The organism is Duganella rivi, assembly GCF_009857435.1.
In the GTDB taxonomy this organism is placed as follows: Bacteria; Pseudomonadota; Gammaproteobacteria; order Burkholderiales; family Burkholderiaceae_D; genus Rugamonas; species Rugamonas rivi.
In genome coordinates, this window is sequence record NZ_WWCK01000007.1 from 64,570 (window position 1) to 80,458 (window position 15,889).

The following is a 15,889-nucleotide window of genomic DNA, read 5'->3' on the forward strand; positions in this document are numbered from 1 at the left end:
CTTGGTTTCTGGTTTGCCGCCCAGGTAGAGGCGCAGTACCAGACCGGACAGGGCGATTGCAGCAGGCAGGTTTTCGATGATGGTCAGCATAGTATTCTCCTAAAAATAAATTCGTAAATTCGATTAGCCGCGGGAAGCGAAGTAACGCAGTTCAGCAGACAGGCTCGGGGAATGGCGCTCGCAGTCATTGGCCAAGCTGTTGAGCCACCAGATGGTTTCTTCTTTGTTGCGCTGCGACATAACCGGCTGTACAGCGAACACGGCGTCGAACAGTTGGCGCGCGGCATTGGCAATATTGGCGAAGTAGCCAGTCTCAGCGTAGTTGGTGTAGGTCGTAGTGCTCATCAGAAGCTCCGTAAATATTCGTTTGATGCGTTGCAGTATGCGCGCTCTCCAGTAATAAATAAACTTTTGATTTATGATACGAGTAATAAGTTATTCGTATAACTCCACGTTTCTCCTATGAAAAGGTGGTGCTTAAGAGCAACGCCAAGGCGCTGATTTTTTTGGCAGCCAAACTTCCTTGCGGTATGATTGCTGTCCTTTTGGCAATGTTCTAATGGGGTTGGGATGTCTCTGCGCACAAAATTCATGCTGGCCTTGTTGTTGACCGGACTGGCGGCGGTAGCGATGGTGGGCGGCCTGGCCTACGTCGGCATGACCAAGAAGGTGGATAGCATCCGGCGTGAGCAGGCAGCAGAGCATTTCCATGCGACCGTCACCGCGTATCTGCAACAGTACGGCAGCTGGCAGGCCAGCCCCGGCCGCGACGGTTTCGATGAGTACATGCGTTCCGGCGACCGTCCGCCGCCGCTGTCGGACGGCGCGCAAGGCGAGGAGCGCCGCCCGCCGCCACCGCCTCAGGGCGGCGAGGGCCGGCCTCGCGCTGGCGAGCCGCCATTCCGCTTCATCCTGGCCGATCAGGATTACCGCGTGCTGCTGGGCGCCGGCGTGTATCACCCCGGCGAGCCGCTGCCCGACGCGGCGCGCAAGGACGCGCGCGCCGTCACCGTCAATGGCAGCGTGGTGGCCTATGTGTCGCCGGAAGGCGTGATCACGCCGAGCAAGCAGGAACTCCAATACCTGGCGGCGATGCGCGACGCGCTGTGGTTCGGCGTCAGCGCCGCTGCGGTGCTGGCCGTGGCGCTTGGCCTGCTGTTGAGCCGCAGCTTGGGCCGCACGCTGGGCTGCCTGACCGACGCCGTGCGCGCCATGCATGGCGGCTCGCTGCTGCAGCGCGTGCCGGTGCAAGGCAAGGACGAAGTGGCCGAACTGGCCGCCGCCTTCAACGACATGAGCGAGAAGCTGGCGCGCAGCCACAAGGAACTACAGGATTCGCACCAGACCATCCTGCTGCAAGCGGAGCAAATGCGCGAGCTCAGTGTGCGCGATGCGCTGACCAAGCTGCACAACCGCCGCCACTTCGACGAGCAGGCTTCCACGCTGTTCAGCCACGCGGTGCGCCACAAGCGCCCACTGAGCGTGGTGATCGGCGATATCGATTACTTCAAGAAGATTAACGACCAGTTCTCGCACGCCACTGGCGACGCGGTGCTGCGCCAGGTCGGCGAAATCCTGCGCAGCCATATGCGCTTGAGCGACTTGGTGGCGCGCTACGGCGGCGAGGAGTTCGTGATCGCTTTCCCGGAGACTGAATTGCCGCAAGCGGCAGCGCTGTGCGACAAGCTGCGCGGGATGATCGAATCCTTCCCATGGCACCAGGTGCACCCGGAGTTGAAGGTCACCATGAGTATGGGCGTGTATGCCGATCTCGCGGCAGGCACGGCGGAGGCCATGCTGCAAAAGGCCGACGCGCTGCTGTACCGCGCCAAGGAGACGGGCCGCAACCGCGTCTGCTTCGCGGCTTGATCAGGCTTTGCGGTCTAGCCAGCGGCCGCCGAACATGGTGCAGACCAGCGCTGCGACAATCAGCGCGATGCCCGCCCACTGCCAGCCGGTGATAACGTCACCGAGGGCCAGCATGCCCGACGTGATGCCGACCACCGGCACGCCCAGGCTAAATGGCGCAACGCGATTGACCGGATGGCGCTTGAGCAGCCGTGTCCACAGCGCGTAGCCGACGATGGTGGACATCCAGCCGATGTAGGCCACCGCTATCCATGCGGAGAACGGCGCATCAACCCACTGCCAGCGCGTGGCCGGATCGTCAAAAGCCAGCGACAGCAGCACGAAGGGAATAATCGGCACCGCGCCGCACCACACGATAAAGCTGATCACGTCAAAGCCCGGCGAAGCTTTCTGCGCGCTGCGCACCACGATGTTGGAGACGGCCCACAAGGCGGCGCCGGTCAGGCATAGCGCAAAGCCGGCAGGCGTGATGTCGCTGGCGCTAACGGATTGCAGCGAGCTGGCAGCGAAGCACAGCAAGCCCAGTGCAGCCAGTGCAAGGCCAGCCAACAGTGCGCGGCTGGTGCGTTCTTTCAGCAGCATGAAGCTGAAGATGGCGGTGAAGAAAACCTGCGTTTGCAGGATCACCGACGCCAGCGAGGCGGACATGCCGACTTTCAGCGACAGGAAAAGGAAGCCGAATTGGCCCACGCCCTGACTCAGGCCGTAGGCGATCACCCACTTCGGCGCCAGCTTGGGCGGCTTGATGAAGAGGATCAGCGGCAGGATGGCGAACACATAGCGCGCCGCGCCCATTTGAAATGGCGTCAGGCTGCGCAAGCCGACTTTCATGGCGACGAAGTTGGTGCCCCAGATGATGACGACCAGCAGGGCGGACAGCAGGTCGCGGGTGGTGAAGGAGGACGATGAGGAGTTCATCGTCCTATCTTAGCTCACGTCGCGCAGGATTGCTTCGCTGTGGACGATAATCTTCACGGCATCCGCTTGCAGCAGGCGGATGCGGCGCTGAACCAGCGGCCAGCCAGACCACGGCACTTGCGCCGCTGCCGCAGCGGCGGTCTCCTGCGCCGACAAGGTCGATGGCGACATCAGCGCGTCTTCGCTCGCCTCAGCCGCATGCGGATCGAGCGCGTGTTCGAGAATCTGCACCACTTGATCGTGGCTCTCGCTCAGCATGGCGTTGACTGGGCCTGCCGGCAATTCCTTCGCATGGCGGCGCAGGATCGCGCGCAGCGCCGCTACGTGCGCCATCAGCAGGTAGTTCTGCACGATGAACAGGTTGATGTCTTCCACCGCGCGCTGCTTGCTGGTTGGCTCGTCGAGCATGCGCACCAGCGCGGAGCTGAGCGCTGCGAGAGAATCCATCAAGCGCTTGCGCTCAATGCGATAGGCGAAATCGTCCTTGCCCTTACCTTGCAGCAGATCGAAGCTGGCCTGCATGTAGCGCAGGTTCACATCCAGCACGCCGCGCACGAGGCGTGGCAAGGTTTGGTATTCCCAGTTCGCCAGTACGAAGCTGAACGCCGTCGCTACCGCTGCACCGACGATGGTATCGACCAGCCGCTCCATGATCAGGTTCTCGTTGCCCGGTGCGAGCAAATACATCTGCAAGAGGATCATCACGCTGACCGCCACCGCCGCGTAGCGATAGCGCAGGTAGACAAAGGTCGGCATGGCCACGGTGGACAGCACCAGCGCGCCGAGGATGAAGGCTGGGTAGTTGAGGAACTTGAGGATCAGCGCCGTGATGATGCAGCCGATCACCGTGCCGACGATCCGGTCGCGCCGGCGCTGCTTGGTCATGCTGAACGACGGCTTCAGGATAATCACGATGGTCAGCACGATCCAGTAGCTGTGCGCCGCATACGGCAGCCACGCGCCAACCAGCAGGCCGACCGAAATCGCCATCGCCACCCGCAGCGAGAAGCGGAAGATCGGCGAGTCCCAGCGCAGGTGCGAGAGGATCATGCGGAACTCGTACTTCTGCTGCGACAGGAACGGGCCCATATCAGCGTCGGCCCAGAACGGCGTGGTGTCGTAGGCCTTCTGGCTGGCTTGGTGCAGCTCGCCGATCATCTTGATGATGGCGCGGATCTTGTTGCGCTGGGCGCGCAGCACGGCCAACGCCTCTTGCTGCGGCTTGCCTTCGTCGATGCGCTTTTGGATGGCGGCCAGTTCGGCTTCAATCGCTTCCAGTTCCGGCTCGTAGGTAATCTCAGGATAGGACGATTTTTTGCGTGTCACATCGTAAGCCACCGATTCAATATCGCGCGCGGCCTTGTAGGCCAGGTCGTGCAGCGTCTTCATCACCGGCGAGTCAACGAGGTGTGCGCGCAGCAGAGCGTAGTCGGTGTGCGTGGACAGAATCAGCTCGTACAAATCCAGCATGCAGACGTGAACCTGCACCACGATCGCATCCTTGGCGTTGTTGTGCGAACGCAGGATCAGATCGCGCGATGCTTGCTGGCGGTCGGCCAGCAGGCTTTGATGGCGAATCAGCTTATTGAATTGTTCGGTGAGGTTGTAGCGCGTGTCGTAGAAGTCGGCCTTGATGTCGATGTATGCCGCCAGTTCAAACAGCGCCTCGGCCAGCACCTGCTGCTTGATGCGGTGGCGCAGTATCCACGAGATGCCCATCGCGTAGGCCAAATAAGCCACCGCGCCCAGCGTGAACAAGCCGGTATGGACGAAGGATTCGCGCACCGTCATCGAGTGCTCCATCGACATCGTCATGATGAACAGCGTGGCCAGTTGCAGCGGCATGGACTTGCGCCCGTAGACCACCATCATGCAGGCGGCAAAGCTGACCACCACCAGCATGGTCATGAGCAGCCAGTGATACGGTGCGCACAGGCTAATCAGCAAAGTGACGGCGCTGCACAGCAGCACCGAGGCGCTCATCTCGTTGAACTTGTGGCGCTGGGGACTGGGCATATCCATCAGCGCGGTGCAGAGCGCGCCGATGCAGACCGTCATGGCGACGGCCATGTCGGCAAATTGGAGCGTAATCAGCGTCACGCCCACCAGGCCGGCGGCGAAACGCAAGCCAAGCGAAAAGTAATGGCTATAGAAGAAGGTGCGCAGATTGAGTGCGTAATGCATGGCTATGGCCTTGTGGGCAGCTTGCATGCGCACCGCAGGATCGCCACGGTGCGCATGTTGTGTAACGCAGGGACTAAATTTTAGAAGACCGACAGCACCGGGTAGCGGCGCCATTCTGGTTCTTCGTGGCGCTTGCCGTTGGCGAAGATGAAGCCGAGGACTGCGTCCTGATCCGATAGCAGTGCCGGATTGGCGGCCTTCCATGCGTCGAATTTCGCTTTCAGTTCAGGCTCGGTTTCCAGCATCTCCAGCGCGAGGTCTTCGAACACGTAATCGGAGTAGTTTTCTTTTTTTTCCAGCATGCTGTTGAAGAAGCCCCAGCGGAAGAAGGAGTCGTGGGCTTGCGGTTCCAGCGTTTCGACGGCGTAGCGGGCGTTGGCCTGCTTGAGCGGCACGAAATAGTCGCCCGGCTGCACGGTGAAGCTGGCGGTGCGCGCTTCCAGTTGCACCTCGTCGTGGTACATATGGCCTTCGTAGGCGCTTGGGCGCGAGGTCACGGAGACGATGTGATAGTACTGCGCTTCCACGACCGAGGCTTCGTCGAAACGGGCCATGTCGACGCCGTTCCATTGCAGGCGCGCGATGGCTTCGCGCCATGCTTGCGGCACGATGTAGCCTTTCGGCGCGCGCACGGTGGCCGACGGCACGAAGCTGTTGTAGTAGGCGATGTCCTTTTCCCACGGCTTGCTGCGGTCGTAGGACAGGCGCTGGTAGTCGCCCAGCAGCGATGGGCTGCGCTTTGCTTCGTAGCCTTTGAAGCGGAAAGTCGATGGATGGTCTTCGTCCATCTTCCAGCTGACAGTCCACTCGGTGGCGTTGGCCGCTTGTTCGCGCGCATCGGCGCGCAGCTGCTTGATTTGTTCGCCGTACTGGATGGTGAAGTCCATGGTCACGTCCAGCAGGGCGCGCATCGAGTCGTAGCGATCCTTGAAGGGCTTGAGCATGTGCGTCTCCGGCATGAAGCCGATCACGTGGTGCAGGGCGGCGAAGCCGGTCGAGAAGCGCGGCACTTCGAGGAATTCGGCGATGCCGTCGTCCGGCGTGTCCTTGACCGGATTGACGTATGGGCAGGTCGGCCAGCCTTTCGCTTCCATCTCCTTGTAGATGTGCGGCAGCATGGTCTCGCGCAGGAAGGGGCCGAGGCCGTAGCCGAGCTTGTCCGCCTGCGTGTGGATCAGCGTCATGGTGTACGGGTAGTCGGCGCCGTTGGAGGTGTGGGTGTCCACCATCACGTCTGGATCCCAGCTGGTCAGCAGCTGGTTGAACAGACGGGCGTTGAGCGTATCGCACTTGACGAAGTCGCGGTTCAGGTCGAGGTGGCGGCTGTTACCGCGGAAGCCGAATTGTTCCGGGCCGTCCTGATTCACGCGCGAAGTGTTGGCGCGGTTCAGTGCACCATCGACGTTGTACAGCGGGACGAACAGCAGCACGGTCTTGCCGAGGGCGGCCAGCTTGGCCGGATCGAAGCACAGGTCGCGCACGATGGCCATGCAGGCGTCCACGCCTTCGGGTTCGCCGGGGTGGATGCCGTTGTTGTTGAAGAAGACGGTGCGGCCTTCCGCCTTGATCTGCGCGCGGTCGTGCACGCCGTCGGCGCTGACTACGCCCGCATGCACCGGGATGCCGCCGTCGGACACGCCGATCTGCTCAAATCGCAGCACTTGCGGGAAGCGTTGCGCCAGCTCTTCGTAAAAGGCGATGCATTCGCTCCACGTGGTGGTCTGGTTTTGATTGCCTTTTTCATAAGGCGTCGGCATGTCTGGGTGCATGGTCGTCTGGATCTCAGAGGGTGTTGTAGGGAGGTGGAGCAGGATAAGCCCGGGCCGCATTGTATCATTCGTGCCCGTTTTTTGAGCGCCCGCAGCCGGGGCTTGCGTTGCTTCAAGGCAAATTCAGGCGGGTGGTGGTCTACTGGCTGGGAGTCGATCAGTCGGGAGAACCGTATGAAAATGGTGATTGTGGTGGTGGTGGTGGTGGTGCTGGCGCTGGCGTGCAGCTGGGGCGTGGCGCAAATCGGGCCGCGTTATGCGATCGAGTTGCGCAGCGACGGCGGCAGCACGGCGGGGATGGCGCAGGGACGGGTGCAATTGGCGGGCAAGGGCATGGCGCTGGTGCGCTTTCAGGGACTAAGCCTGCTGGCGGTGGATGCGGACGGCGAGGCCTACAGCGAGGAGGCTGTGGCGGGCTGGCCGAAGGCCGACGTGCTGCTGGTGCTGCCGCCCGCTGCAGGCCGTTATGACGGGCTGGCGCCGTTGCGGACGCTGCGTAGCGGTGCGCCGGTCATCGTGGCCGAGAGCGAAGAAGAGCGTGACGCTGCGCTGGGGCGAGCGCGGCCGATGCCAGCGGCTGGCCGCGGTGCGCCGCAGCTGTATCCGATGAGGGTTTGGAGCACGCTCGAACTGCGCAAGCAAAACACGCGCTTGCGGGTGACTGCGATGGCGGGTGCGCCGGGTTCGCGGGGCGTGGCGGGCTTTATGCTGGAGCTGGGCAATAGCCGTTCGTCGTATCGGGTGTATGTCAGTTGCGAGGAGGACGAGGCGGCGACGCTGGCGCAGCGCTTGCCGGGGGCTGATCTGGCCTTGCTGCCGGCACGCGGCGCGCCCCGTTTGCTGGCGCTGAATCGTGGTGCGCCGGCGAAGGAGCCGCCGGCCGCGTTGACCACGGCCGGTTACGCCTTCACCGCCATCAAGCGCTGATTACTTCCTGGCGTTGGTCTCCACCCACGTGGCGTAGGTGTCGATGAATTTCTTGAGGAACTGCTTGGTGCTGTCGTTATTGATCTTGCCATCCGGGCCGAGCAGATTGCCGGCGCCGCCGATGTAGGCTTCCGGCTGCTGCAGCAGCGGCATATCGAGGAACACCATCGACTGGCGCAGGTGGTGATTGGCGCCGAAGCCGCCGGTCGCACCGGGCGACACGCTGACGATGGCCGCAGGCTTGCCGCTCCACGCGCTGGCGCCGTAAGGACGGGAGCCTACGTCGATGGCGTTCTTCAATGCCGCCGGAGTGGAACGGTTGTACTCCGGCGTAAAGAACAGCACGCCGTCGGCCTCCTTGATGCGCTGGCGGAACTGCGTCCACGCTTGCGGCGCGGTGGCGCCGTTCTCTTCCAGGTCTTGATTGTACATCGCCAGCTCGCCGATTTCGACGATCTCGAATGTCAGCGACGGCGGTGCGAGGGCGATGACCTCGTGGGCGAATTTCCGGTTAATCGAATCCTTGCGCAAGCTGCCGATCACAACGGCGATTTTCTTCGCGGGCATGACATCTCCTTCGGGCTGGTTGAGGGAACCGCTAATGTACCCGATTCTTCTTGCGCGGGGGATTCGGCAGGACTTTTTCTAATGGGGTACTGCGGATGAGTTTGAGCTATCGCGCGATTGGTTTGCTGCTGTTAGTACCCCAAAACGAAAGGGTCTGACCCCGTACGGGGTCAGACCCTGGCCGCAGCGGTGTGCGGGGTAGGTTGGTGCCGCGCACTTTTAAGGCGAACGGCAGCGTCAACCCCTTATTCGGCGTTCATTTCTTTCAGCAGGTTGTCGGCGTGGTCGACGTGTTTCATGTTCCACAGGATGTAGCGCAGGTCGACCTGGATGTCGCGGGTCATGGCCTTGTTGAAGTCCCAGTCGGAGATGATGGAATCCAGCGTGCCGTCAAACGCCAGGCCGATCCATTCGCCCTTGCTGTTCAGCGCGGCCGAGCCGGAGTTGCCGCCGGTGATGTCCAGCGTGGCCAGGTAGGCCACCGGCACCGATTTCAGCACTGGATCAACGTACTTGCCGTAATCCTTGGCCTTGATCGCTTTCAGCTGCGCAGCAGGCGCGTTGAATTCGCCTTGGCCGGTCGCTTTCGCTGCCACGCCTTCCACGGTGGTGAAGGCCTTCCAGTTGGTGCCGTCCGAACCCGGTTCGCGGCCGGCGATTTTGCCGAACGTTACGCGCAGGGTGCTGTTGGCGTCAGGATAAACGGCCTGGCCCTTGCTGTGCATGTAGGCGATCTTGGCCTTCATGTAGTTGGCGTAGGCCTGTTGCAGCTTGCCGCCCAGCTCTTCCTCTTCCGCTTCCGATTTCAGGTCCGGGCCATACAGCGCCACGGCGGCCTTGATGAAGGCATCGTCGCTGGCCTTGAATTGCTCAGGCTTGCGCTCCAGCCATGCTTTGCGCTCGGCTGCATCGCCCAGCTTGCTGCCGGCATACAGCTTGTCCAGCGCGGCTTGCAGCTCGGCTTTGCTCTGACCATCCTTGATGCCGATCACCGCATCAAACGCCGCATTGCGCTGCGCTGCCGGCTGGGCTGCGTACTTGACCAGGCTGTTCAGCACCAGCGCCTTGTCGACCTTCTCATCGTAGTTGCGCACCAGCGCGTCGACCGACGATTTGATCCGTGCCACGTCGCGCTGCTGGTAGCCCGACTTGCGCTCGACGTCCGGCTTGGCGCTCTCGTTCGCCAGGCGGTACAGCACGCGGGCGGTGTTCAGCAGGCGCGGCTTGGACGAGCTGAAGTAGTAGTCGCGCTTGTACTCGGCGTCGCGCTGGGCGATCAGTTTTTCCACCGCGTCGATATCGCTTGCGAACTCGGCCTTGCGCTTGGCATCGGCGTTAATCCACGTTTTCAGCGCTTCGTGCTCGGCGGTTTTACGCGCCAGCATGTCGCTGCCGGCGTAGGAATCCAGCATGCCCTGGCGGTTCTTGTAGTAGTTGTTGATGTTGGCCACTTGCGATGCGTATTTCAGCGCGGTGTCCTTGTTGTCCTTGGTGGTCTCGGCAATGATGGCCAGGTTTTCAGCCGAGGACTTCACAAACGCTGGATAGCTCCAGTCGAAGGTGAACGCCACTTCCGACGGCAGGCGGTGACGGTTGGTGCGGCCCGGATAGCCCAGCACCATGATGAAGTCGCCTTCTTTGCTGCCTTCTTTCGCCAGCTTCAGGAAGTGTTGCGGCAGGTAAGGCACGTTGTCCTTGCTGTAGTCGGCCGCCTTGCCGTCTTTGCTGACGTAGGCGCGATAGAAGCCGTAGTCGCCGGTGTGGCGCGGCCACATCCAGTTGTCGGTATCGCCGCCGAATTTGCCCACGCCTTCAGGCGGCGCGTGCACCAGGCGCACGTCGCGGATTTCCAGTTGCTTGATCAGGTAGAACTCCAGGCCGCCGTAGTAGGACGACACGGTGCAGCGGTGGCCGGCGTCTTTTTCGCACTCGGTTTGCAGGGCTTTCTGATTCTTCTCGATCGCATCGCTGCGCTTTTTGCCGCTCAGCTTGGCCACCGCCGGGGTGATGATCTGCTTGCTGACGTCGGTCACTTCCTTGGTCACGTAGACGCGGGTGCCCGGTGCGGCCGGCAGTTCTTCGCCGAAGTTGTGTGCCAGGAAGCCGTTGGCCAGCAGGTCGCGCTCCGGCGTCGAGTTGTGCGCCACGCTGCCGTACACGCAGTGGTGGTTGGTGGCAACCAGGCCTTGTGGCGACACGAACGAGGCCGAGCAGCCGCCCAGGCTGACGATGGCGCCCATCGGGAATTCGGTCAGCTTGGTCAGGTTGGCGGGATCGAGCTTGAGGCCGGCGGCTTCCAATTGCTTGGCTACTTGTGGCAGTTGCTGCGGCATCCACATGCCTTCGTCGGCATAGGCAGCGGTGCTCAGGATAGCGAGCACGAGAAGGGATTTTTTCATTTATATTCCAGAGAAGTTGTAGCGAGCAAAGTATCGTCATACCTTACGTACACGTCAACTGGAATTTTAGGGAGGCCTGGCAGGCCTCCCGCGGTACACCGTTAGTCGGCCTTGATGGCTTCGATCTGGATCGCCAGTTTTACTTCCGGCGAGAAGTTCGGCAGGCCGTAATTCAGGCCGAAGTCGCTGCGTTTGAATTCGGCAGTGGCGTCGGCGCCGCAGACTTCTTTCTTGTAGCGCGGGTGCATGATGCACTTGAACTTGTTCACTTTCAGCGCCACCGGCTTGGTCACGCCCAGCAGGGTCAGCTCGCCGTCCACCGCCACCAGCTTGTCGCCTTCAAACTTGAACGATTTGCTGGTGTAGGTGATGGTCGGGAACTTGGCGACGTTGAACATCGACTCATCCTTGGCGTGCTTGTTCATCGCCTCGAGACCGAAGTCGATCGACGACGCGTCGATTTTCACATCGAGCGAGCCGGTCTTGGCGGCAGCATCGAAGCTCACCGTGCCGCTGGTTTTGTCGAACTTGCCGCGCCATACCGACAAACCCATGTGGTCGGCCTCGAAGCTTGGATAGGTGTGCGTCGGGTCGAGGTTGTAGGTTGCGGCAATGGCGGACGTGGCCGAGGCGGCCAACAGCGTGGCGATTACGATCTGCAGTTTCATCTTCTAGGTCTCCGTTGGTGGTGGGGGATTATTGTGCGGCGACGACGTGGAACTTGATGGTAACGTCATCCGCCACCATGCCGGTGTCTTTCCACTCGCCTTCGCCGATGTTGTAGGCCAGGCGCTTGATCGGCACGGCGCCGTCAAACACCTGGGTCTTGCCGTCGGCTTTGACGGTCAGCGGGAAGCTGACGTCGGTGGTCTTGCCCTTGATGGTCAGCTTGCCGGTCACGGTCAGCTTGCCGGCGCCGGCTGGCTTGATCGAGGACGAGACGAAGGTCGCTTTCGGGAACTGGGCGGCGTTGAACCATTCTTTCTTGGCCACTTCCTTGTTGTAGTCGGCATCGCCCAGATCCATGCTGCCGGTTTCTACTTCAACGGTAGCTTTGGCGGCTTCAGGCTTGGCCGCATCGTAGTCGATGTTGGCGGTGAATTTTTTGAATTTGGCGTCGATCGGCACGTTCATTTGCTTGAAGGTGGCGGTCACGGTGCTCTTGGCCGGATCGGTTTTCAGGGCAGCGGCGCTGGCGGCAAAGGCGACGCCAAGCATAGCGACGAGGGCGATTTTTTTAAAGGTGTTCATGTGTAAGGCTCCAGTGTGTGAGGGATTACAGCGGCAGCATGCGTTTCAGCGTGACGTCGCGGTCGATAAAGTGATGCTTGAGTGCGGCCAGGGCGTGGGCCACTACAGCTGCGGCCATCGTCATGGTCAAAACATAATGAACAGTTTTTAAAGTTGCCTTAAGTTCAGGATTTGGATCGATCACGGCCGGCATTTGCCACAGGCCCAGATACACCACCGGCACGCCGGCGGCATACGAATACAGGTAGCCCGAAATCGGCACCGCGAAGATCAGCAGGTACAGCAGCACGTGCATGCCCTCGGCGATCATGTGCTGCCACGCCGGGATCGACGCCAGCGGTGGCGGCGGGCGGTTGGCCTTGCGCCACAGGATGCGGATCACGGCCAGGAACAGCACGGTGACGCCCATCCATTTGTGCCAGGAGAAGTACTTGAGCTTGGTTGGCGAAAAGCCCGGGATGGCAACCATCGACAGGCCGAGGAAGAAGGTGGCAATGATGAGCAAGGCGACTAGCCAATGCAGCAACATGGCGATTTTGGTATAGCGTGGCATAAAACAGCTCCGGGGAAATAGTACGTGTTAGGACTAAATATACCAAAGAATTGCATTGTGTGCTTGCGGCACCTTTGAAACCCGCAAACCGTTGGCGTCAGGGTCCGACCCCGTACGGGGTCAGACCCTTTTGTCCGGGGTAAAAAAAAGCCCCGAGGACGCGAGCGTCGTCGGGGCTAGTGTAAAGCAGTTTGCTTTTCTACATCAGATGGCTTTTGCCAGAGCTGCGGCGATGCCGGTGTAGTTGGCTGGGGTCATGGCCAGCATCAGATCCTTGGCTTCCTGCGGCACGGCCAGGTCGTTGATGAACTCTTGCAGCGCGACTTTGGAGATGCCTTTGCCGCGGGTCAGTTCTTTCAGCTGTTCGTACGGGTTCTCGATGCCGTAGCGGCGCATCACGGTCTGCACTGGCTCGGCCAGCACTTCCCAGTTGGCGTCCAGGTCGGCTTCCAGGCGGGCCGGGTTCACTTCCAGCTTGTTCAGGCCGCGCAGGCAGCTGTCGTAGGCCAGCAGGGCGTAGCCGAGGCCGACGCCGATGTTGCGCAGCACGGTCGAGTCGGTCAGGTCGCGTTGCAGGCGCGAGACCGGCAGTTTTTCCGACAGGTGTTTCAGCACGGCGTTAGCCAGGCCCAGGTTGCCTTCCGAGTTTTCGAAGTCGATCGGGTTGACCTTGTGCGGCATGGTCGAGGAACCGATTTCGCCGGCTTTCAGCTTCTGCTTGAAGTAGCCCAGCGAGACGTAGCTCCAGATGTCGCGGTTCAGATCCAGCAGGATGGTGTTGGCGCGCGCGAAGGCGTCGAACAGTTCGGCCATGTAGTCGTGCGGTTCGATCTGGATGGTGTACGGGTTGAACACCAGGCCCAGGCGCTGCTCGATCACGTTCTTCGAGAACGCAGGCCAGTCGAACGATGGGTAGGCCGACAGGTGGGCGTTGTAGTTGCCGACCGCGCCGTTCATCTTGCCCAGGATTTCAACCTGTTCGATGCGCTTGATGGCGCGCTGCAGGCGGGCCACCACGTTGGCCATTTCCTTGCCCAGGGTGGTCGGGCTGGCGGTCTGGCCGTGGGTGCGCGACAGCATCGGCAGTTCGGCGTTGGCGTGGGCGATTTCGGTCAGCTTGGCGATCACGTTGCGCAGCGATGGCAGCATGACGTTGTCGCGCGCGGCCTTCAGCATCATGCCGTGCGAGGTGTTGTTGATGTCTTCCGAGGTGCAGGCGAAGTGGATGAACTCCGACGCAGCCACCAGTTCCGGCACATCCTTGACTTGCTCCTTCAGCCAGTATTCCACGGCCTTGACGTCGTGGTTGGTAACGGCTTCGATTTCCTTGATGCGGGCGGCATCTTTTTCGGTGAATTCGTTGGCGATCTTGTCCAGCAGGGCGTTGCCTGCGGCCGAGAACGGCTTGATTTCATCGAAACCGGCCAGCGACAGCGCTTGCAGCCAGGAGATTTCTACTTTGACGCGGTGGTGCATGAAGCCGGATTCGGACAGGATAGGGCGCAGCAGATCGGTTTTACCGGCGTAGCGGCCGTCCAGCGGCGACAAGGCCGACAGCGTGGAGTAAGGAGTAGTGGTCATGATCGAAAGAACGGAAGTTGAAAGAGCAGACCGTGATTTTACCATTGGCCGGGGCCGAAGCCGCCGATGTTATACTGAGGCCTGTTCTCCCTCTATAAGCGTCTATGAAACTAATCGGTTCCCTCGCCAGTCCTTACGTCCGCAAAGTCCGCGTGGTTTTGGCGGAAAAAAAGCTCGATTACCAGTTTGAATTGGAAAATGTATGGGCGGCAGATACCACCATCAGCCAGCTCAACCCGCTCGGCAAAGTGCCTAGCCTGGTGATGGAAGATGGCACGGTGATGTTCGATTCCCGCGTCATGGTTGAGTACCTCGATACGCTGACGCCGGTCTGCAAGCTGCTGCCGCCGAATGGCCGCGACCGTGCTGACATCAAGTGCTGGGAAGCGCTGGCCGACGGCATGCTGGATGCCGCAGTGAGCGTGCGTCTGGAGCGCACCATGCGTCCGAAAGAGCTGCAAAGCGAAGAGTGGATGGCGCGCCAAATGCGCAAGGTCGATCTCGGCTTGAAGTCGCTGTCGGAGAAGCTGGGCGAGCAGGCTTATTGCGCCGGCATCCATTACTCGCTGGCTGATGTGGCGGTGGGTTGCACGCTGGGCTGGCTGTCGTTCCGCTTCCCGGAAATTACGTGGCGCGACGATTACGCCAATCTGGCCAAGCTGTACGACAAGCTGTCCGAGCGCCAGTCGTTCAAGGACACCGTGCCAGCCTAAGCCCATGCCGAAGACCACGCCGCCAGAAGCAGACAGCCGGCGCCTGCAAATGGCCGACATCGCGCGGCTGGCAGGCGTGTCGACGTCCACCGTCTCGCGCGCGCTGGCCGGCAGCAAGCTGATCAGCGAAGAGACGCGCACCCGCGTCATGGAGCTGGCGCGCTCGCTCAATTACAGCATCAACATCGGCGCGCAAAACCTGCGCATGAAGCAGAACCGCACCGTGGGCGTGGTGGTGCCGTACGACCCGGCCACCCGCCAGCACCTGTCCGATCCGTTTTTCCTGTCCATGCTGGGCAGCCTGGCCGATGCGCTGACCGAGCAGGGCTTCGACATGCTGGTGTCGCGCGTCGATGCCAGCGAACTCGACGCCGCCGCCGCGCCGTTCGATACCGGCCGTGTGATCGGCATTGTGCTGATCGGCCAATGGCGCCATCATGACCAGCTCAACCAATTGGCGGCGCGCCATGTGCCGATCGTGGTGTGGGGCGCGCAGTTGCCGCAGCAGCTGTACTGCACCGTCGGCGGCGACAACGTGGCCGGCGGCGCGCTGGCCGGCGCCCACCTGCTGGCGCAGGGCCGCCAGCGCATCGCCTTCTTTGGCGATATCAACCTGCCGGAAATCGGCCAGCGCTACCAGGGCTTGTGCCGCGCGCTGGCGCAGGCCGGCATGGCGGCCGATCCGGCGCTGCAGGTCCAGGCCTCGTTCGTGCCGGACGGCGGCCGCCTGGCGGTCGAGGAATTGCAACGCCGCGGCGTGGCGTACGACGCCGTGTTCGCCGGCAGCGACCTGATGGCCATGACCGCGATTAACAGCTTGCGCCAGCTGGGCATCGAGGTACCGCGGCAAGTGGCGGTGGTCGGCTATGACGATATCGAGCTGTCCAGCTATTTCCACCCGCCGCTGACCACGGTCCAGCAGCCGATCCAGGCAGCCGGCCGCGCGCTGGTGGCCTCGCTGCTGGAACTGACCGAAGGCCGTCCCGCGCCCTCGCTGCAACTACCTACCCAACTGATCGTCCGCGCCAGCACTGTCTGATTTGTGCAACCGATTGCATTGAGCTTGCACGGCTTGATGAAAAAGTCTTTTGCAATTCAATGCAATCGATTGCATAATGGGCTCATCTGCTCAATAAAGCAGCAACAACGACAATAACT

The 15,889-nt window shown here is 61.4% G+C and carries 14 protein-coding genes; 4 read left to right on the forward strand and 10 right to left on the reverse strand.

The genetic code is table 11. The annotated features are described in order from the left end of the window. Positions 1–123: 123 nt before the first annotated feature. Positions 124–345: a hypothetical protein gene (locus GTP45_RS23200; RefSeq protein WP_161016244.1), complete on the reverse strand. Its 222-nt coding sequence runs from the start codon at positions 343–345 to the stop codon at positions 124–126. 225 nt (positions 346–570) lie between these two features. On the opposite strand from GTP45_RS23200, the gene GTP45_RS23205 reads away from it, so the two are divergent. Then, positions 571–1,869, forward strand: a complete 1,299-nt coding sequence (locus GTP45_RS23205; protein WP_161016245.1) for a GGDEF domain-containing protein — start codon at positions 571–573, stop codon at positions 1,867–1,869. On the opposite strand, the gene GTP45_RS23210 is transcribed toward GTP45_RS23205, so the two are convergent. From GTP45_RS23210 to GTP45_RS23220, 3 genes are all read right to left on the reverse strand, one after another. Further along, positions 1,870–2,787 (reverse strand): EamA family transporter, encoded by a 918-nt coding sequence (locus tag GTP45_RS23210; RefSeq protein ID WP_161016246.1) that lies wholly within the window; start codon positions 2,785–2,787, stop codon positions 1,870–1,872. It lies immediately after the preceding gene. A gap of 9 nt (positions 2,788–2,796) precedes the next feature. After that, positions 2,797–4,971, reverse strand: coding sequence for an FUSC family protein (locus tag GTP45_RS23215; protein ID WP_161016247.1), 2,175 nt, complete (start codon positions 4,969–4,971; stop codon positions 2,797–2,799). 80 nt (positions 4,972–5,051) lie between these two features. After that, entirely contained in the window at positions 5,052–6,740 is a 1,689-nt protein-coding gene (locus GTP45_RS23220; protein ID WP_161016248.1) for a M14 family zinc carboxypeptidase, read from the reverse strand. A gap of 174 nt (positions 6,741–6,914) precedes the next feature. On the opposite strand from GTP45_RS23220, the gene GTP45_RS23225 reads away from it, so the two are divergent. Beyond that, a complete protein-coding gene (locus tag GTP45_RS23225; protein ID WP_161016249.1) occupies positions 6,915–7,667 on the forward strand; it encodes a hypothetical protein in 753 nt (250 codons plus the stop codon). Here the strand turns inward: GTP45_RS23225 and GTP45_RS23230 are convergent, their stop codons facing one another. The 6 genes from GTP45_RS23230 to purB all read right to left on the reverse strand — a co-directional run bounded on the left by GTP45_RS23230 (position 7,668) and on the right by purB (position 14,018). After that, positions 7,668–8,234, reverse strand: coding sequence for an NADPH-dependent FMN reductase (locus GTP45_RS23230; protein ID WP_161016250.1), 567 nt, complete (start codon positions 8,232–8,234; stop codon positions 7,668–7,670). A 245-nt stretch (positions 8,235–8,479) separates the two neighbouring features. After that, complete coding sequence (locus GTP45_RS23235) at positions 8,480–10,633, reverse strand: S46 family peptidase (protein ID WP_161016251.1); 2,154 nt, start codon at positions 10,631–10,633, stop codon at positions 8,480–8,482. Positions 10,634–10,734: 101 nt separating this feature from the next. Then, positions 10,735–11,301 (reverse strand): YceI family protein, encoded by a 567-nt coding sequence (locus tag GTP45_RS23240; protein WP_161016252.1) that lies wholly within the window; start codon positions 11,299–11,301, stop codon positions 10,735–10,737. A 28-nt stretch (positions 11,302–11,329) separates the two neighbouring features. Then, positions 11,330–11,884: a YceI family protein gene (locus GTP45_RS23245; RefSeq protein WP_161016253.1), complete on the reverse strand. Its 555-nt coding sequence runs from the start codon at positions 11,882–11,884 to the stop codon at positions 11,330–11,332. Positions 11,885–11,909: 25 nt separating this feature from the next. Next, positions 11,910–12,437 (reverse strand): cytochrome b, encoded by a 528-nt coding sequence (locus tag GTP45_RS23250; protein ID WP_161016254.1) that lies wholly within the window; start codon positions 12,435–12,437, stop codon positions 11,910–11,912. A gap of 204 nt (positions 12,438–12,641) precedes the next feature. Beyond that, positions 12,642–14,018, reverse strand: a complete 1,377-nt coding sequence (purB, locus tag GTP45_RS23255) for an adenylosuccinate lyase (RefSeq protein WP_161016255.1) — start codon at positions 14,016–14,018, stop codon at positions 12,642–12,644. Between the two features lie 104 nt (positions 14,019–14,122). Between purB and GTP45_RS23260 the strand changes: the two genes are divergently transcribed. Beyond that, positions 14,123–14,731 carry a glutathione S-transferase N-terminal domain-containing protein gene (locus tag GTP45_RS23260; RefSeq protein ID WP_161016256.1) on the forward strand — a complete coding sequence of 203 codons (609 nt, stop codon included), beginning with the start codon at positions 14,123–14,125 and terminating at the stop codon, positions 14,729–14,731. A gap of 4 nt (positions 14,732–14,735) precedes the next feature. Next, positions 14,736–15,770, forward strand: coding sequence for a LacI family DNA-binding transcriptional regulator (locus GTP45_RS23265; RefSeq protein ID WP_161016257.1), 1,035 nt, complete (start codon positions 14,736–14,738; stop codon positions 15,768–15,770). Positions 15,771–15,889 lie beyond the last annotated feature (119 nt).